The following is a 20,105-nucleotide window of genomic DNA, read 5'->3' as shown; positions in this document are numbered from 1 at the left end:
TAAATATAACAATAAGATTATGGCCTTTTACAATTTAAAGAAGAAGCCTGCCTTGACTACTAAGGAAGGAGAAACGGAAACAATGTATGCCGACATTGTCTACAGTGGAACGATTCCGGCAGAACGATTGATCCGTGGCGTTGCTAAGAGAACCGGATTTAAGGAAGGAGTGATAGAAGGTATCCTGATGGAACTGAAAGACGATGTATTGCAATATCTGGGTGAAGGATACCGCGTCGAATTGGGAGAGTTCGGCTTCTTTTCAGCCAAAGTGAAAGCTTCCCGATTGGTAGCAAATAAGAATGATATTCGTTCTGAATCCGTAGCTTTCAACGGGGTGAATTTCCGTGCTTCCAAGAGTATGCGTGTAGGTATTCGCGGAGATTTGGAGCGTAGAAAGTGTGTCGATTTCAACACTTCGCGTAAGTGGGACAGAGACAATCTGAAGAAACTCGTCCTGCAATATATCGGAGAGCATGGCTTCATCACAAGAGCCACTTATACGCAACTTACAGGACGCCTGAAGAATACTGCATTGGACGATCTTAAATCTTTTGCAGCCGAAGGCATTATCAAGCGAGAGGGACGGGGTAATCAGATGCATTTCATTGCACCGCCACGAAAGGAACCGGATGGTGAGTAGTGAAATCTAACGGAATATCGATGGAAACCTTGTCGTACAAGATTGGAGATTGAGAACAGAACAGAGAAATGAAGAGGTAGTATCTACCCGAATGGATTGAATCAGTGCAAAATGTGGTATAAGTATGATGTATGGCTAAAAAAATACAGTACCTTTGGCTGTGAATACAGGTAAAACGGTGATGAGGTGTCTATGAAACAGCCTTACAGTGGATTTCTCGTCCGAATGTTGTTTGACCGATAACACAGACTATAATATGTTGGATATCATATACTACTTCAATATCTTCGGTTGTCTGACGATGGAGATGGCTCTGCTGTTGATTCAAACAGCCCCACAGCTGATAAACCCGCACTACCGCAATGCCAAACGATTCCTGGGTATTGCATCGATTATCGTGGCTCTGTGCAATGCGCTTATCCTTTACAACAGGGTACAGGAGAGCGTTGCCGAAATATTTGCAATGCCTGTGCTCGTTGCGGCACAGTTGCAGGCGGCGCTTTTTACTTTTATCGTGCTGATACTTTTTCATTCACCATACGTTTGCCGGCAAAATATTTTGCGACACCTCTGCCCGACATTGTTTTTTGTGGGACTCTATCTATTAACGATACTTCTATTTCCTGATGTGAGGATCTATTCGGTGGATGAGTATATAGCGAATATCACGAATCCGGTTCTTTTGTTAAGAACTGTATTTGCGGCTACTTATCTGACACAGATCGTGATTTACGTCCGTTTATTCCGGCGTGAGCAACGGAATTATATGGCCAAGATTGAGAACTATTTCTCCGACACCGACAAATATGAATTCCGGTGGGCTTCGAGACTGTTCTACGAGGCTGCCTGCATCGGTATTGCCGTTCTGGTGTTCAGTATATTTCCTGCCCCGTTATTCGACGGAATAATCACGGTGGTGATTACAGTGTACTACTTTGACTTTGGAGTGAGGTATATCAACTACCAATACAAACTTTACTATGAGGCTTTGCCCGCGATAGAGGAGAAGGAAGAGTCGCAGCCGGCAAAGGAGAGTGAAGGAGACAAGGAACTGGAAGATGAAATGGCAAAACTATTATTGTATCTCCAGCAGGGTGTTGTGCTGGGCGACTATGCCGAGGCTCTGCATATCCCGGAACGGAAACTATCTGTATTCATCAATTCGACTTACGGGGTGAGTTTCAAACGTTGGGTGAACAATAAACGGGTAGAATACGCCACAGAGCAAATGGCGAAACATCCGGATTATACAATGGAGAGGATTGCCGAGCTTTCGGGTTTTGCCCACAAAAGTCATTTCTGTAAAATCTTCCGGGAGATAACAGGGGGATCCTTTACCGAGTACAAAAATAGATAACACCTCCAAACTGTTGTATATTTGGCGATACAGCTTGTTCCAACATACAATAAATCCACAAAAAACACTTGTGTTGCACGTTTCGACGTCAGATATGCGTAAACGTGCACCAATCATCCAAAATTTTCATTATATTTTTGCTGCGTAGGGCATAAACCGCTCTGCGCTTTTTTGTTTTCCCATGAATATTAATCAAATATAAAACAACATGAAAAAGATTTGTTCTTTGTTAGTGCTATGTGCAACAGTAGTCTTTGCTTCGTGCAGCAAGGACGATCCGGTAACGGAGCCCGTGCCGGAAGGTATCACCGTCACCACCTACGACGCCCTGCTCGACGCCCTGCAGACGGGCGGCACCTCGGCCGACGCTCCGACACTCGTCACGCTGGGCGGCAACATCACGATACCCGCGGGAGGTGACTATACCACCCCTCCCATGAACGGCAGAGGCCACTTCAAGATAGACGGCGGCGGCCACACCATGACTTGGGAAGACGGCAACAACTACCACTTCCTCGGCAATTTCAGCCCCGATGCCGATGCCGTTTATATCGAACTCACCAATATCAATCTGGTCCAGCAAGATATAAAATCTGCGGTATGTGTTATCAACGGCAGGATTACGCTGGGCAAAGACGTGGCATTGACAATGAATGGGCAATATGGAGACATGATTGTGGCTGTCGGCGAGAAAGCGGTATTGGAACTGGGTGAGGGCTTCGAATTGTCTTGCACGGCAGTCAGCAGTTCGTGCTGTGTAATCGTCCAGGAGGGCGCCACCCTCGTGCTGAACGGGGGAAAGACCGCTGCCGGGGCTTACATAGACCTAAACTGCGATTTTTACTCGGCCGCCTCCCATCCCCTTATCTCCGTTCCGAAAGCCCTCACGGGTGATGTGCATCTCCTTTTCACCATGACCGGTGTAACCTCCATCGCCCAAGGTGCCGGCGGTTACCAACTGACGCAGGCGGACTGCGACCGTCTGAAAGTGAATCCGGAGTCAATGGTCAGCCTCTATGGAGAGCCGTTTCAGAAGTACGCCGACAACTTCGAGCTTTACCTCGACCCGGCGGCGGAACATCAAATCAAGCTGCGCCGGAAGAATTTCACACCCCCCACTTCCGGCAACATCGACATGACCTCCATGACTGCCGACGAAGCGCAGCTAACCATCCGTGCCGCCGTCGCCGCAGGCTTCACCGACCTCAAGCTGACGGGCGAACTTTCCAAAACAGGAATTGGCGGTAACTGGGGTACATTTATCAATAATAAAAAAATTACGAAATGCGACCTCACCGGAGTGACGGACTGGGGTACAACGCCAACTCTGCCCGAACTCGCCTTTGCGAATTGCACCGCCTTGCAGGAGGTGACGCTGCCCGATGATATGAAGGTAATCGGAACTGGTGCTTTTTCAGGTTGCGCTGCGCTGACTACGGTGAATCTTTCGCAGGTTACCTGGATTAATCTAAACGCATTCTGGGGATGCACTTCATTGGAGACGCTCGCTTTGGATAATGTGACTGCGATAGGCCAGGAGGCTTTCTACGGATGCACGGGCCTCGAAACGCTCAAAATACCGAAGTGTACCCAGTTCGGCAATTATATCGTAACGGGCTGCAAAGCTCTCACCCGGATAGAAGCCACCGCAGCCGGAGATTTCGTTAGCATAAGTGATGGTACCACCAGTATAGAGCACACCGCCGTTTTTCACAACAGAGACGGTCATACCGGAGATAACGCATTCGATCCCGCCAAGTGCGACCTCGTGCTGAACGCCGACAAGCAGTATGGTGGCACTGCCGTCCCCACAGCCACAGCCTACAACGAATGGACTGTGGGGGAAAACGGTTCCCCCATGAAATGGAAGAGCGTCAGCATCACGCCACCGTAATCCGCGCCTTTCCCGAAGTTGAACTTCGAGGCGGTCTGATTTATTTTGGGAAATCCAATTTTATGCCTGATGCGGTAGACGACATATGTTGTCGTAAAAAGATTATATCTTAATTAGTAGTCGATTAAAAACGCTCTGCCATTGGCAGATTACAAAATATATCTCCGCCCAACTTGCAAAAAGGGTCCCTACTGTCAAATTGCAGGGATCCTTTTGCTTTATACAATTTACTCCGCATGACTTAGGAAAGCTGTCCTCTGTCAAAAGGAAGATTATCGAATAACGGAGTTTTTTTTACTGTCGAATTGTATAAAAACCGGTCGTGAGTTTGTTTCCTGAGAGAATTTTGTTACTTTTGTATTCGAAAGAGTTACTTGAAGATACAACTCTGCAAATCGCTAAAATGCGCACAGTTACCAAATTGTTATCTCTCAATTCCCCAAATTATGCAAAGTGTTTATTCTTCAATTGGTTATCTTAACCGCGAATAATCTAAAATAAAAAAACGATGTTTCAGAAACTTGTAGCTATAGAGCCGGTCAGTCTGGTTCCGTCGGCCGAAAAAGCGTTGTATTCATTTGCCGGTCAGGTGGTGATGTATCCTGATATACCCGCGAATGATGATGAAATCATTGCCCGTATCGGAGATGCTGATGCGGTGCTTTTGAGTTATACCTCCCGTATCAACCGGTATGTACTTGAATGTTGTCCGAATGTGAAATACATTGGAATGTGTTGTTCACTCTATTCTCCCGAGAGTGCCAATGTCGATATTCGTTATGCCAATGAACGAGGTATCACGGTAACAGGTATTCGGGATTATGGTGACGAGGGAGTAGTGGAATATGTAGTCAGTGAGTTGGTGCGCTGTTTGCACGGCTTTGGACAGGAATCGTGGGAGCAGTTGCCTCGTGAGATTACCGGATTGAAAGTCGGAATAGTCGGACTGGGTAAGTCTGGCGGCATGATAGCGGATGCCTTGAAATTCTTTGGTGCTGATATTTCATATTATGCCCGCAGTGAGAAAGAAGCAGCTACTGCCAAAGGATATCGCTTTTTGTCATTGGGGAAACTCCTTGTAGAGAGTGAAGTCATTTGTTGTTGCCTTAATAAAAATACGATTCTGTTGCACGAAGAGGAATTTAAGCAGATGGGTAACCGGAAGATCTTATTCAATACCGGTTTGTCGCCGGCATGGGATGAGGCTGCTTTTACTGAATGGCTGGAAGGTGATAACCTTTGCTTTTGTGACACGATAGGCGCATTGGGGGGTGAGCAACTGCTCAATCATCCGCATGTACGTTGTATGCAGGTGTCTACTGGCCGCACGCGTCAGGCGTTTGACCGCCTGAGCGCAAAAGTGTTGGCCAATTTGTCAGAATACAATGGGTGATGCGATATTAATCAGGGTGCTCACTACTGACCACCCTGCAATATCCGATGTAGCACTATAAATGTCTACTACGGCATGCACCTGATCGTTTTTGATTTCTACTCTTTGCGTATCTCCCACAAATCCGGGAGTAGACTGTATGGATACCTGCATGTTCTCCGGACCGACAGAAGCCCGTGAGGCGGCAACTGTAACATTCACTTTGGTTGGAAAGAGGCGAATAGCTTCCGCAGCACTTCCGGAGAAAACAGTACGTTGCTCCGTTTGCAAAGAATCATCATAAACGGGAGTTCCTTTGAGTGCGTTAGGACCTTTTTCATTGAAGAAGCGGGCCGTCGTATTTCCCATCAGAGAGGCAGTTCTTAAAACATCGAATCCACCGGTAGCTCCGGATGCGATATAGATTCGTGTGCCATTTACCTTGGCGGTTTCTGCCACTTCCCGATAGAATGTCTCGTCTGCCAAAGCACCGATAGACAAGGTAATGACAGACGTTCCGTTTTTCAATGCCGGCAAAGCCAATTCCCGCATAGCGGCAGGAGAGGCCGATTCCACCAGATAATCTGGTTTTAATGCCAATAACTCTTCCAATGTGGCGCAAGCAATGCAAGGCTTGCCATGTTGCTGCATTTTATGAACGATGTGCGCTGCTTTTGATGCCGTACGCGAATAGACACCTACCAGATTATAATCTGGCAATAAGCCTTTGACAACTGCATCCGCAACGATTTCTGCAAGTCGTCCACATCCTACAATGACTAACTTTTTCATGCAACAAAGATAATACTTTTATTGGTAAGAGCTTCGGTTGGTAATATGGTATTTATTTTCATCAGGTATGTATCCGGGGTTGTTCCTTTAATTTATGAACTATTTGTAATAAGATTACGAAGATTTTCTCTACATTTGTCTTTATTAATCTTGTAATCTTCTATTAAAGTTTAATACTCCGATGAAAAAAAAGTACCTGATATTTCTTTTACTTCTCTCTTTTCCATTATATACCCGGGCCGATAAGACCCTGGACTCACTGTTGAATGTGCTTGATTTGACGATTCAAGAACATGAGACGTATGTGGTTCAACGTGAATCACGTATCAAGCATCTTAAAGAACTGACACACGGAATAGAATCTAATTCTGCGGAACAGTACAATCTGAACAGTCAGATATACAAAGAATATAAAGCCTTTATCTGCGACTCTGCAATTCACTATTTGAATGAAAATATCCGGATTGCAGAGCGCTTGCGTGATACGGACCGGAAGATAGAAAGTCAGTTGCAGCTTTCGCTATTATTATCATCAACTGGAATGTATAAAGAGTCTCTTGATGTGCTGGAATCGGTAGACCGTCGGAAAATCATTCCTCGTTTAATAGCCGATTATTACACCTGCTTTGACCATGTGTATGGCGAGTTGGGCGTTTATACACAGGATAAAACCCTTTCGGGACGTTATTGGAGTATTTCACAGGCATATAGAGATTCATTATATGCTATATTGCCTCCGGAATCGGAAGAATACCTGCTGATGCGTGAAGCATCATTTCGCGATCAACGCCAGTATGAGGATGCCCTGAAAGTGAATGATCTCCGGTTGACGAAAATAGAACCATATACTCCCCAATATGCGATGGCTACTTATCATCGTTCTTTGATTTACAAGTACAGTAATGATAGTCTGGGAGAGAAACGGAATCTTTGTCTTTCTGCTATATCGGATATTCGTTCTGCCATTAAGGACCATGCTTCGTTGTGGATGCTTGCCCAATTACTTTATGAAGATGGTGATATGGAACGTGCATACCAATATATGCGCTTTTCCTGGAATGCGACAAAGTTTTATAATGCCCGTTTGCGTAGTTGGCAGAGTGCTGACGTGCTTTCATTGATTGATAAAACCTATCAGGCAATGATTGAAAAGCAGAACGACCGTCTTCAACAGAACCTGCTGCTTATCACTGCACTGTTGGTGTTGTTGATTGTAGCTTTGGGATATATCTACCGTCAGATGAAAAAGCTGGCAGATGCAAGAAATCATCTTCAGGTAGCTAATAAGCAGTTAAACGGATTGAATGAGGAGTTGAGGCAGATGAATAGTTGCTTGTCTTCTACCAATATCGAACTCTCGGAGTCCAATCAGATCAAGGAAGAGTATATTGCCCGTTTCATCAAGTTGTGTTCTACTTATATCAACCGTTTAGACGCTTACCGGCGGATGGTGAATAAGAAAGTGTCTGCCGGACAAATTGCGGAATTATTAAAGATAACGCGTTCCCAAGATGCTCTTGACGAAGAGCTGGAAGAATTGTATGCAAACTTTGATACAGCCTTTTTGCATCTCTTCCCTAACTTTGTGGGAAAATTCAATGACTTATTACAGGAAAATGAACAGATTTTACCGAAGAAAGGCGAGTTATTGAATACTGAACTGCGCATCTTTGCTTTGATACGTCTGGGTATTGAAGATAGTTCACAAATTGCGGAGTTTCTTCGTTATTCAGTGAATACAATTTATAATTATCGGGCGAAAGTAAGGAATAAAGCCCGTGGATCGAGAGAGGATTTTGACGATTTAGTGCGAAAAATTCGCTAATTCGGACTGTAAAACAACCACTTTTTTAGGTATACGTTCTGAATGTAAATAGATGAAAATAAGTGGATTATCGTTTTGTATGATCCACTTATTGCCCCCTCCTTGTTAGCTCACTTTAATTTCTTTATACTTTTGACCTGTGCTTCGAAAGTAATGAGAGTAGCCCATTGCTGACGAGCGTCTTATTATTAACTTTAAAACTTAGTACGCATGAAAAAAAACAGGCGAAAAATCCTTTCGGGGAGTCGCAAGATTTTCTTTGCTATCTTGGCAATGTTTTTATCTTTGAGTGCATCCGCACAGCAAATTACTGCATCCGGTCAGATCCTGGATGCTCAAAAAGAACCGCTAATCGGTGTTAGTGTACAAGAGAAAGGTACGTCTAACGGAGCAATAACCGATTTAGATGGCAACTTCACATTAAACGTTAAGCAAAACGCCATTTTGATATTCTCTTATGTGGGTTATAAGTCGCAGGAGGTAAAGGCAGCCCACCAGATGAAGATTACACTTCAGGAAGATAATGAAGTGCTTGATGAAGTGGTGGTCATCGGTTATGGTTCGGTGAAACGGAAAGATGTGACTACCGCTATCTCTTCCGTATCTACCAAGGATTTGGATATGCGGCCTATTGTTTCGGCAGGACAGGCCATTCAAGGTAAGGCAGCCGGTGTCTCGGTGATTCAGCCTAACGGTACGCCGGGCGGTGAAATGTCTATCCGTGTTCGTGGTACTACTTCAATGAATGGTAGTAATGATCCGCTGTATGTAGTAGATGGAGTGCCTGTAGACAATATCAAGTTCCTTTCTCCGAATGATATTGAGAGTATGCAGATATTGAAAGATGCTTCATCGGCATCTATCTACGGTTCGCGTGCTGCTAACGGAGTCATTCTAATTACTACGAAGGCCGGTGCAGCCGGTAATGCCAAAGTTTCTTTGACAGCCCAGTTCGGTTTGAACAAAGTAGCCGATAAAGTAGAATCCCTGAATGCAGCACAATATAAAGAATTGCAGGATGAAATCGGACTAGTGTCTTTGCCGGACGGATTACCCGACCGCACCGACTGGTTTGATGAAACGTATACGACCGGAAAGACTCAAAATTATCAGGTAGCTGTATCCAATGGTAATGAGAAAATGAAATATTACCTTTCTGCGGGTTACCTCAAAGAACAGGGAGTGTTGGACATCTCTTATTACAAGCGTTACAATTTCCGGGTAAATTTGGAAAATCAGGTTCGTAAATGGCTGACAGTAAGTGCCAATATCTCTTATTCAGATTATACAAGCAATGGAGGCGGAGCAATGGGAACAGGCTCGAATCGGGGTGGTGTTATTCTGGCTGTTATCAATACACCGACTTATGCGCCGGTGTGGGATGCTTTGAACCCTAATCAGTATTACAATAACTTCTATGGAGTGGGTAATATCACCAATCCATTAGAAAATATGGCCCGCGCGAAAAATAACAAAGACAAAGAAAACCGCTTGTTGGCATCGGGTAATATATTGCTGACTCCATTTCCGGAACTGAAGTTCAAGTCTACTCTTACTCTTGACCGTCGCAACGCCGTTAATACCACTTTTCTTGATCCGATTTCTACTGCTTGGGGCCGCAATCAGTACGGTGAGGCTTCGGACAATCGGAATATGAACACAGTGCTGACATTTGATAATGTATTGACTTATAATAAAAATTTCAAGAAACATGGCTTGGAAGTAATGGCCGGTTCGTCATGGACGGATTCAGACTATTCAAATAGCTGGATCAACGGCTCTCACTATCGTAGCGATCAGATTCAAACATTGAATGCTGCCAATAAAATATCTTGGGATAATACAGGTACGGGTGCATCTCAATGGGGAATTATGTCATTCTTCGGACGTGTAGCTTATAACTTCGACAGTAAATACTTGGTAACAGCTAATCTTCGTGCCGATGGTTCTTCTAAATTACATCCCGATCATCGTTGGGGCGTATTTCCTTCATTCTCTGCAGCCTGGCGTATTTCTTCGGAAAAGTTCATGGAGAACCTGACATGGATTGACGATTTAAAATTGCGCGGTGGCTGGGGACAAACCGGTAACCAGTCGGGTATTGGTGACTATGCATATTTGCAGCGTTACAATATCGGCCGTATCGAATGGTTTAAGAAAGGCGGCGAAGGTGATTCGACTGATTATGCAAATGCTGTTCCTACCATTAGCCAGGCCAACTTGCGTACATCTGATTTAACATGGGAAACCACGACACAGACCAATATAGGTCTGGATCTGACCCTATTGAATGGACGGTTGACGTTTAATGCCGACTATTATTATAAGAAGACCAAAAACATGTTGATGAATGTGTCATTACCTGCCGGTGCCGCAGCCGCTACGTCTATTGCCCGTAACGAGGGTGAAATGGTAAATAAGGGTTTTGAGCTTTCTATTAGTTCGAAAAATCTTCGTGGAGGAGCATTTACATGGGATACAGACTTCAATATCTCTTTTAACCGGAATAAATTGACAAAGCTGGAATTACAGAAAGTTTATTACGATGCTAAAACTGCGGATGTGGTGAATGACTATGTTGTACGTAATGAGCCGGGCCGTGCTTTGGGAGGTTTCTACGGTTATATAAGTGATGGGGTAGATCCTGAAACCGGTGAATTGATGTATCGTGATTTGAACAATGACGGTAAAATATCATCTTCCGACCGTACCTATATCGGTGATCCGAATCCCGATTTTACCTATGGTATGACTAATACCTTTTCATGGAAAGGCTTTAATTTGAGTATCTTTATCCAAGGTTCTTATGGAAACGATATTTATAATGCTTCACGTATTGAAACGGAAGGTATGTATGATGGTAAGAATCAGTCGGCCCGTGTACTGAATCGTTGGAAAATACCCGGACAGATAACAGACGTGCCTAAGGCTAATTTCAAATTACTCAATTCTACCTATTTTGTAGAAGATGGCAGTTATCTAAGATTGAAGGATGTTTCCTTGTCCTACAACGTTAAAGGTAAACTGTTGAAGAAATGGGGAATTACCCGTTTGCAACCTTACTTCACGGCTACTAACCTGCTGACATGGACCAACTATTCGGGAATGGACCCGGAAGTAAACCAATGGGGTAACAGCGGTACGGTACAAGGTATTGATTGGGGTACTTACCCGCATTGCAGATCATACGTGTTTGGTATTAATGTTGAATTCTAATGAAAGGAAAGATTATGAAACTAAGAACTATATTTTACGGATTAACCTCCGGCTTGCTATTGGGACTTTCTTCCTGCTCGCTGAATTATGAGCCATTAGACACCTATTCGGATGTGACGGAAGGGGTGACAAGTGATGGTACAAAAATCGTATTCAAGGATAAAGCTGCAGTTGAAAGTCATCTGACAACGCTTTATAATCAAATGCGTGACCGTCAGGAACATTGGTATGTGGATTTACTTTTGATTTCAGACTCCCATTCGGATAATGCTTATGCCGGTACTACCGGAGCGGAAGTTGTCCCGTTTGAGAATAATTCGATTGAAGGTTCCAATTCTGTGTTGGAACGTGACTGGAACCGTTATTTGGAGGATGTGGCCCGTGCCAATAAACTCATTTGTAACATTGACCTGGTGACAGATAATTCGTTGACTACTGCCGAACGGGCGCAATACAAAGCAGAAGCGAAGATGTTCCGTGCCATGGTAATGTTTGACATGGTACGTCTGTGGGGTGATTTTCCGGTGATTACAACGGTGGCTGATGATATTACTTCTGAAAACATTGATGAGGTATATCCGCAATATTTCCCCAAACAAAATACGGAACTTGAAGCTTATCAGCAGATTGAAAAGGATTTGTTGGATGCAGTATTGTATGCTCCGGACAATACGCCGGGGAATAAAACGTTGTTTACCAAATCTGTAGCTCGTACCTTATTGGCTAAAATATATGCCGAGAAACCTTTGCGTGATTATACGAAAGTTATTCAATATTGTGATGAGGTGAAAGCAGACGGTTTTGATCTGGTAGATGATTTCAGTGATTTGTTTGGAATGAATGCTGCGGGAACAGATGCAAAGATGCGTAATACAAAAGAATCGATTCTTGAAGCACAATTTACATCCGGAGCAGGTAACTGGTGTACATGGATGTTCGGGCGTGATCTCGTGAATTGGAATAACAATTTCACGTGGGCGAAATGGGTGACTCCGTCACGTGACCTGATTAGTGCTTTCAAACAGGAAGGGGATGAAGTCCGTTTCAAAGAATCAATAGTCTATTACGATTGTAATTGGAGCAACTATTATCCGTCTGATAATTATCCGTTCATGTATAAATGCCGCTCTGCCAACAGCAGTATCATCAAGTACCGTTATGCCGATGTCCTGTTGCTGAAAGCAGAAGCGCTGATTATGCAGGATACGCCGGATTTGGAAGGAGCCGCCGATATAATAGATAAAGTTCGCGACCGTGCCAAATTGGGAGCACTTCCCACCTCTGTCCGTTCAAACAAAAATGCCATGCTGAATGCTTTGCTTAAAGAACGTCGGTTAGAACTGGCTTTTGAGGGACAACGATGGTTTGATCTGGTCCGTCTGGACAAGGTAGAAGAGGTGATGAATGCAGTGTATGCTAAGGATTCAGGTCGCAAAGCGCAGATTTACACTTTTGATAAGAACTCTTATCGTTTGCCAATTCCGCAGTCGGTAATCGACGCGAATGATAAGATTCACCAGAATCCGGGTTATTAATTCAACTAAAAACATAGAAAACTTAAGATTATGATAGACATGAGAAATATAGCATTGACCTTTTTAGGATGCTTCACCATATTAGCTGCATGCAGCAACAGTGACGATGCGGAGAAACCGGTTACACCTGTTCCGACTGGAGATGTGACTATTTATGCGACCACTAGCAGCCTGACTCGCGATTTGACCCGTGATGCCGTTAATTTCAGCTCGAAAGATAATTTGGCACCTACTTCAATCACATTGAATCCGACTGAACAATATCAGACAATGGACGGCTTCGGAGCTGCTATCACAGGCGCCACTTGTTTTAATCTTCTGCAAATGAAACCGGAAGATCGTCACGCCTTCCTTACGGAAACATTCTCTGACGACAAAGGCTTCGGATTTAGCTATATCCGTATCTCTATCGGCTGCTCGGACTTTTCATTGAGCGAATATACCTGCTGTGATACGAAAGGTATTGAGCATTTTGCTTTGCAAAGTGAAGAGAAAGACTATATCCTTCCGATTCTGAAAGAGATTTTGAGCATCAATCCTTCTATTAAAGTCATTGCCGCCCCTTGGACTTGTCCAAAATGGATGAAAGTAAAGAGTCTCACAGATCTTACTCCGCTGGATTCATGGACAAACGGTCAGCTGAATCCAGCCTATTATCAGGACTATGCCACTTATTTTGTGAAATGGGTACAAGCCTTCAACGCCGAAGGCATTGATATTTATGCTGTAACTCCCCAGAACGAACCGTTGAACCGTGGTAATTCCGCTTCGCTTTATATGAGTTGGGAAGAACAGAGGGACTTTGTGAAAACAGCACTCGGACCTAAATTCAAAACAGCCGGACTGGCTACGAAAATTTATGCATACGATCATAACTATGATTATAGTGATATTGCAACGGAAAAGAACTACCCCGGTAAGATGTATGAGGACGCAGCTGCTTCCCAATACCTGGCCGGAGCTGCTTATCACAACTATGGCGGGAATCGCGAAGAGCTTTTAAATATACATAAAGCCTATCCTGAAAAGGAACTTCTTTTCACGGAGACTTCTATCGGAACATGGAATAGCGGACGTGATTTGTCGAAACGATTGCTGGAAGATATGAAAGAAGTAGCATTGGGTACGATCAACAACTGGTGTAGGGGAGTTATAGTGTGGAACCTGATGCTTGATAATGACCGTGCTCCTAACCGTGAAGGCGGTTGCCAGACTTGCTACGGAGCGGTGGATATCAGTAATAGCGACTATAAGACAATTATCCGCAACTCGCATTACTATATCATCGCCCATCTCTCAAGTGTGGTGAAACCGGGAGCGGTACGTATCGGTGCATCCGGCTATGCTGATAGCAATATCATGTATTCCGCTTTCGAGAATCCGGATGGAACATACGCTTTTGTACTGATGAATAATAATGAAAAGACTAAAAAGATAACCTTAAGTGATGGTAAGCGTCATTTTGCTTATGATGTTCCGGGCAAATCTGTGACTTCCTATCGTTGGGCAAAGTCGGAATAAGAACCTTAAAACGATCAAGACAATGAAAAAAAACAGTTATATTATATTGGCTTTGGCAGGAATGTTATCCATGAATTCCTGTAATGATGACGAATTCTTGCCCGGTAATCCGAGTATGGAAATCAAAGCAGAGAATGCAGATGCTCTTTTTGGTGACAGTCTTCCGTTTACGATTAAAGCCTCGGATGTGGATGTGCCTCTTTCTACGTTGAAAGCACAGCTTTTTTATGGAGAAGAACAAGTGTCTGAAACGGTCATCCGTACAAAGACAAGCGGAAATGACTATACTGGTAAAATTTTTGTTCCTTATTATGCTAATATTCCTAATGGAAAGGCAACTTTGAAATATATTCTTCAGAACATTCATTTTACTACTACAGAAATGACGAAAGAACTCGCTCTGGCACGACCGGACTTCCCCTATCTGACATTAGTGGATGAGGAAGGAAAAGAGTACCGGATGGAACGTCAATCCATGTACAAGTATAGTGTGACAGGAGACTTCTCGCAAAAGATGAAAGCGTATATCAAGACTCCGAAAGTGGGAGAGAATGGGAACGAATTGACTTTCGGCTGGGAGAATGGAACGATTGAAGCCGGTTCTACGAATGCTATCTCATTTTCTAATACGGAACCGGGAAATTATGCTATCAAGTTTAATACGTTGACTTACGAGGCAGAACCATTTGCCAAGTTAAAGGTGAACGGTGAAGATATGGAATTGGTAGAGAATGATATCTATGCAATCAAGTTGACTTTGAAGAAGAATGACATTCTAGCGTTTGAAGGGGTGCCTGATTATGATAATTGGTGGATAGACCAGGATTATTTTGAAAAGCAGGAAGATGGAACATTGAAATTCCTGCCGATTGACGGAAGTTACCAAATAACAGCCAATGGTAAAATGAAGTATTTCTCTGTCATTGCTTTGAAGAATGGTGAGGCTGCCAAGTTGCAGGATGATGGAACAGGTGCTATCTGGGCTATTGGAACAGGAATCGGTAAACCGTCGGTGGCACTTTCTGAAGTAGGGTGGACTCCGGAAAATGGTCTGTGTATGCCACAGCTTACTGCGAAGAAGTATCAACTGACATTTATAGCTGGCGTTACCATGAAAGTGGATGATATTAACTTTAAGTTCTTCCATATCAATAAATGGGACAACGGCGAGTTTAAGGGTGATGCTATTTCTACAACGAGTGAATTGGTTAAAATCTCATCGGACGGAAACTTGGGACTGGAAGAAGGTCAGAAGTTCGAAAGAGGAGGTATTTACAGGTTTACAGTTGATGTGACGAAAGGCAATACCAAGGCTGTGTTGACAGTGGAGAAAGTAGGGAAGGTAGATTTACCTGCACCGGATATTTTCTTTGGTAATGATAAGATGGAGGTGACAGATACTGATATATATAAGTCGGATCAGGCGTTTACACAAGGACAAATGATAACTGTTACAGGCATTGATAATTTGAATGAATGGTGGATCGATCCTGACTTCTTTGAGAAACAAAGTGATGGTGCATTGAAGTTCCTGCCGATTAACGGAGATTATCGGGTGACAGCTAATGCTGTTTTGAAGTATTTTTCTGTAATGGCTTTGAAAGATGGTAAACCGGCCAAATTGCAAGATGACGGAACGGGTGCAATCTGGGCTATCGGAAAAGGAATCGGTAAGCCTTCTGTTATGTCTTCCGAAGTAGGTTGGGAGCCAAGTAAAGCGCTCTGTCTGGCGCAAGTTGCTTCTAAAAAGTATCAGCTAACCTTGAAAGCCGGGGAAACGTTGAAGACTAGTGGTGACCCGGAAGTGATTAGTTTTAAGTTCTTCCATCAAAATGATTGGGGAGGAGAATTCGGCAATTATGCAAGCTCTATTTTAGTGGAACAGCTTAAACTTGCAGATTCCGGAAATTTGGAAATGCAGGATAATAAAGCATTTGAAGAAGGAGCTGTCTATCGATTTACCATTGATGTAACGAATGGCAATGCAAATGCTGATCTGAAGGTTGAGAAAATAAATTGATCTGAAGATTAATGCCGGATTTTTATTGAAACTATCCTGAAAGGGTATGATGAATTGTACCCTTTCAGGATTCATCTTTGGTCGGAATAATGTAAAAAACATTAATAAACTCGTCCGCAACTAGGAAATATCCCCTGTTTGGGAGTCTATATAAATAAAGTATGAACTTATTTCTTATATCATAAATGAACATGAAATTCAAAGCAATGTTACTTGGCTTGTCTGTGATAACTGCGTTGCCTGCCTTTGCGCAGAAGCCCGTGTATCTGGACACTGGTAAGCCTATCGAAGAGAGAGTGAAAGATGCATTGAACCGGATGACCCTTGAAGAAAAGGTGAAGATGATTCATGCACAGTCTAAATTTAGTTCGGCAGGCGTTCCCCGCCTCGGAATTCCCGAAGTATGGGCTACCGACGGTCCTCACGGTATCCGTCCGGAAGTGTTGTGGGATGAATGGGATCAGGCAGGATGGACAAACGATTCCTGTATTGCCTATCCGGCACTGACGTGCCTTGCTGCTACATGGAATCCCGAAATGTCTCATCTTTACGGAAAAAGTATCGGTGAAGAGGCTCGTTATCGCAAAAAAGATATTCTGTTGGGCCCCGGTGTGAATATCTACCGTACACCCTTGAACGGACGTAACTTCGAATATATGGGAGAAGATCCGTACCTCTCTGCCACAATGGTGGTTCCTTACATCAAAGGTGTGCAAGAGAATGGAGTGGCTGCTTGCGTGAAGCATTATGCATTGAACAATCAGGAATTCAACCGTCATACCACCAATGTACAATTAAGTGATCGTGCTCTTTATGAGATATATCTGCCTGCTTTTAAAGCGGCTGTCCAGGAAGGTGGAACATGGTCGATTATGGGCTCCTATAATCTCTATCAGGGAGAGCATGCTTGTCACAACAAACGCCTGCTTAAAGATATACTTCGCGATGAATGGGGCTTTGACGGCGTCGTAGTGTCCGACTGGGGAGGTGTGCACCATACCGAACAGGCGATCCACAATGGCATGGACCTCGAGTTTGGTTCATGGACGAACGGACTGTCTGCCGGAACGAGGAATGCCTATGATAATTATTTCCTTGCTTTCCCTTACCTGAAATTAATCAAGGAAGGTAAAGTAGGAACAAAAGAATTGGATGAAAAGGTTAGTAATGTTCTTCGTCTGATTTTCCGTACTTCAATGGACCCGCACAAACCATTTGGCTCTTTAGGTTCTCCCGAACACGGGCAAGCCGGACGTCAGATTGGAGAAGAAGGGATTGTACTGTTGCAGAACAACGGTAACGTACTGCCTATCGATTTGAATAAAGCTAAAAAAATAGCCGTTATCGGTGAAAATGCCATTAAGATGATGACTGTGGGCGGTGGTAGTTCTTCTTTGAAAGTGAAATATGAGATTTCTCCGTTGGATGGACTGAAAAGTCGTGTGGGCTCAAAAGCAGAAGTGGTATATGCCCGTGGGTATGTAGGCGACCCGACAGGAGAGTATAACGGTGTGAAAACCGGTCAGGACTTGAAAGATAACCGTTCGGAAGATGAATTGCTTGCAGAAGCTTTGCAAGTGGCTAAAGATGCCGACTATGTAGTCTTCTTCGGTGGCTTGAACAAGAGCAATCATCAGGATTGTGAAGATTCGGACCGTGCTTCTTTAGGTTTGCCATACGCACAGGATAGAGTGATTAGTGAACTCGCAAAGGTGAATAAAAACCTGATCGTGGTCAATATCTCCGGCAATGCTGTGGCTATGCCTTGGGTAAATGAAGTGCCGGCCATTGTACAAGGCTGGTTCCTGGGTTCGGAAGCCGGAACAGCTCTTGCTTCCGTATTGGTAGGAGACGCCAATCCTTCGGGAAAACTTCCTTTCACCTTCCCGGCAAAACTGGAAGATGTAGGGGCTCATAAATTGGGCGAATATCCGGGCAATAAGGAAGAACTGGCACAGTCTAAACATAGAGGAGATACGATTAATGAAATCTATCGGGAAGATATTTTTGTAGGTTACCGTTGGGCGGATAAAGAAAAAATCAAACCGCTGTTCCCGTTCGGACATGGATTGAGCTACACTACTTTCGCTTATGGAAAACCCTCGGCCGACAAGAAAACTATGACTGCAGATGATACCATTTCTTTCACAGTCAATGTGAAGAATACAGGCACTCGTGAAGGTCAGGAAGTTGTTCAGCTTTATATCAGTGATAAGAAATCCTCTCTCCCTCGTCCGGTAAAAGAGTTGAAAGGTTTCCAAAAAGTGAAACTGGCTCCGGGAGAAGAGAAAGCGGTAACGCTGACGATTGATAAGAAAGCATTGAGCTTCTTCGATGATGCTAAACACGAATGGGTGGCCGAACCGGGTAAGTTTGAGGCAATCATCGGTAGTTCATCCAGAGATATTAAAGGTACTGTACCATTTGAGTTGAAATAGGTAGATGTTTGGTTAGAGATTTTTTAAGGAGATGACAGAGAGTCTGGGTACTCGGAAAACGCTAAGTGATTGCAACAAATTGACTTAGCGTTTTTTTATTGCCTAATTTTCCCTGCGTTTGCAAAAAAATAGTAAGAAAGTAGTCGTTTCGCTTGGTAAAGTGTTGTATCAGAAGTAATTTTGGGAAAAATAACAATTAAGGTAACCTAATTATGGAAAAAGGTATTTGGCTGGAAATAGAGGAACTGTATAAGGAGTTTCAGCAACTCGGTATCAGTCAGTCGGTGGACTATGAGAAGTACTACCTCTATTCTCTTATTACCCATTCTACAGCCATTGAGGGTTCTACACTAACCGAAATGGATGCACAGCTTCTTTTCGATGAAGGTGTAACAGCTAAAGGAAAGCCGTTGGTATATCATCTGATGAATGAGGACTTGAAGAAAGCATACGAGCTTGCTAAAAAGGAAGCGCAACGCAATACTGTTATAACTCCTGCTTTTTTGCAGAAGTTAAACGCTACTTTGATGCGGACAACAGGGGGAAGGCATAATACAATAGGCGGCTCTTTCGATTCTTCCAGAGGTGAGTTCCGTTTGTGTGGCGTTACGCCTGGTGTAGGTGGGCGTTCTTATATGGATTATCAAAAAGTACCTGTTAAAGTAGAAGAACTTTGTTTCTTGTTGCAGGAACGGCAAAAGAATGTGGAAACGTTCCGTGAACAATACGAATTAAGTTTTAATGCTCACCTCAATTTAGTGACTATTCATCCTTGGGTGGATGGCAACGGGAGAGCAGCTCGCTTATTGATGAACTATATTCAATTCTGCTATCATCTTTTCCCCGCTAAGATTTTTAAGGAGGATAGGGCAGATTATATCCTTTCTTTACAACAGGCGCAAGATGATGAAACCAACCAGCCTTTTTTGGATTTCATGGCGGTGCAATTGAAAAAATCACTGTCTTTGGAAATTCAAAAATATAAAGCTTCTCACAATAAAGGATTTAGTTTTATGTTTTAATCTTGTAGGGCTTCTTTTGATAAGACTTCCACCCATTGTATATTGTGTTGTTTTTCATTAACGAAATCACCATTACAGTAACGGCGGTTGCATTTATTAATATCGAACTTATGTAATTCTCTAAGTAAGCGTCTCCGCGATTCTATATAGTGTATTAAAATAAAAAGGCTAATGATCCCTTTTTAGTCATTAGCCTTTTCCCATCTGTCAGGAAGCAGTTCCCTGTATTTCTCAATTGGTGTGTTCGGTTGCCATTCGGCTGTTCTGTTTATCACATCCGTGAGATACTCAAATAGATTCACTTTATGCATCCTACAAGTGAGTGCTATCGTGTAGAGTATGGCGCCTCGTTCGGCCCCCTTATGGCTGCCGAAGAACAATGAGTTTTTTCTTGATAAGGATATGTACCGGTTCATCCGTTCAACCATATTGTTGTCCAGATAAGTGTCACCATAATTAAAGATGTCCAC

General features: G+C 43.5%; 13 protein-coding genes. 11 read left to right on the top strand and 2 right to left on the bottom strand.

The annotated features are described in order from the left end of the window. Positions 1 to 19: 19 nt before the first annotated feature. The 4 genes from AB5217_RS19710 to AB5217_RS19695 all read left to right on the top strand — a co-directional run bounded on the left by AB5217_RS19710 (position 20) and on the right by AB5217_RS19695 (position 5,287). A complete protein-coding gene (locus tag AB5217_RS19710) occupies positions 20 to 643 on the top strand; it encodes an HU family DNA-binding protein (RefSeq protein ID WP_008648950.1) in 624 nt (207 codons plus the stop codon). Positions 644 to 899: 256 nt separating this feature from the next. Continuing rightward, on the top strand, positions 900 to 2,000 hold the full coding sequence (locus tag AB5217_RS19705; RefSeq protein WP_032844547.1) for an AraC family transcriptional regulator: 1,101 nt from the start codon (positions 900 to 902) through the stop codon (positions 1,998 to 2,000). Positions 2,001 to 2,208: 208 nt separating this feature from the next. Further along, on the top strand, positions 2,209 to 3,894 hold the full coding sequence (locus AB5217_RS19700) for a leucine-rich repeat domain-containing protein (protein ID WP_032844542.1): 1,686 nt from the start codon (positions 2,209 to 2,211) through the stop codon (positions 3,892 to 3,894). Positions 3,895 to 4,402: 508 nt separating this feature from the next. Continuing rightward, complete coding sequence (locus AB5217_RS19695) at positions 4,403 to 5,287, top strand: NAD(P)-dependent oxidoreductase (RefSeq protein ID WP_032844540.1); 885 nt, start codon at positions 4,403 to 4,405, stop codon at positions 5,285 to 5,287. Here AB5217_RS19695 and AB5217_RS19690 read toward each other — a convergent pair. Continuing rightward, positions 5,270 to 6,058, bottom strand: a complete 789-nt coding sequence (locus AB5217_RS19690; protein WP_032844539.1) for an aspartate dehydrogenase domain-containing protein — start codon at positions 6,056 to 6,058, stop codon at positions 5,270 to 5,272. The genes AB5217_RS19695 and AB5217_RS19690 overlap by 18 nt on opposite strands. Positions 6,059 to 6,239: 181 nt before the next feature. Between AB5217_RS19690 and AB5217_RS19685 the strand changes: the two genes are divergently transcribed. The 7 genes from AB5217_RS19685 (at position 6,240) to AB5217_RS19655 (ending at position 19,635) form a co-directional block, all read left to right on the top strand. Next, positions 6,240 to 7,883: a DUF6377 domain-containing protein gene (locus tag AB5217_RS19685; protein WP_004324256.1), complete on the top strand. Its 1,644-nt coding sequence runs from the start codon at positions 6,240 to 6,242 to the stop codon at positions 7,881 to 7,883. A 210-nt stretch (positions 7,884 to 8,093) separates the two neighbouring features. Beyond that, the gene (locus AB5217_RS19680; RefSeq protein ID WP_004324257.1) at positions 8,094 to 11,099 is read left to right on the top strand and encodes a SusC/RagA family TonB-linked outer membrane protein; all 3,006 of its coding nucleotides are present in this window, start codon (positions 8,094 to 8,096) and stop codon (positions 11,097 to 11,099) included. Further along, entirely contained in the window at positions 11,099 to 12,634 is a 1,536-nt protein-coding gene (locus AB5217_RS19675; protein ID WP_080706914.1) for a RagB/SusD family nutrient uptake outer membrane protein, read from the top strand. Before AB5217_RS19680 ends, AB5217_RS19675 begins: the two co-directional genes overlap by 1 nt. Positions 12,635 to 12,664: 30 nt before the next feature. Beyond that, on the top strand, positions 12,665 to 14,155 hold the full coding sequence (locus AB5217_RS19670; RefSeq protein ID WP_004309890.1) for a glycoside hydrolase family 30 protein: 1,491 nt from the start codon (positions 12,665 to 12,667) through the stop codon (positions 14,153 to 14,155). 22 nt (positions 14,156 to 14,177) lie between these two features. Continuing rightward, positions 14,178 to 16,175, top strand: coding sequence for a DUF5125 domain-containing protein (locus AB5217_RS19665; protein WP_032844537.1), 1,998 nt, complete (start codon positions 14,178 to 14,180; stop codon positions 16,173 to 16,175). Positions 16,176 to 16,360: 185 nt separating this feature from the next. Further along, positions 16,361 to 18,613 carry a glycoside hydrolase family 3 C-terminal domain-containing protein gene (locus AB5217_RS19660; protein WP_115484367.1) on the top strand — a complete coding sequence of 751 codons (2,253 nt, stop codon included), beginning with the start codon at positions 16,361 to 16,363 and terminating at the stop codon, positions 18,611 to 18,613. Between the two features lie 212 nt (positions 18,614 to 18,825). Next, the gene (locus AB5217_RS19655) at positions 18,826 to 19,635 is read left to right on the top strand and encodes a Fic family protein (protein WP_032844536.1); all 810 of its coding nucleotides are present in this window, start codon (positions 18,826 to 18,828) and stop codon (positions 19,633 to 19,635) included. A gap of 182 nt (positions 19,636 to 19,817) precedes the next feature. Here the strand turns inward: AB5217_RS19655 and AB5217_RS19650 are convergent. Continuing rightward, positions 19,818 to 20,105: IS66 family transposase (locus tag AB5217_RS19650; protein ID WP_368117379.1), on the bottom strand; the 288-nt coding region annotated here is incomplete at its 5' end.

Origin of the sequence: Bacteroides sp. MSSM.1001136sp1_RTP21357st2_D2_RTP21359_211015, assembly GCF_040913205.1 — a bacterium.
In the GTDB taxonomy this organism is placed as follows: domain Bacteria; phylum Bacteroidota; class Bacteroidia; order Bacteroidales; family Bacteroidaceae; genus Bacteroides; species Bacteroides ovatus.
Note: the sequence above shows the minus strand (reverse complement) of the source record. Positions and strands in the feature narration are given on the sequence as shown.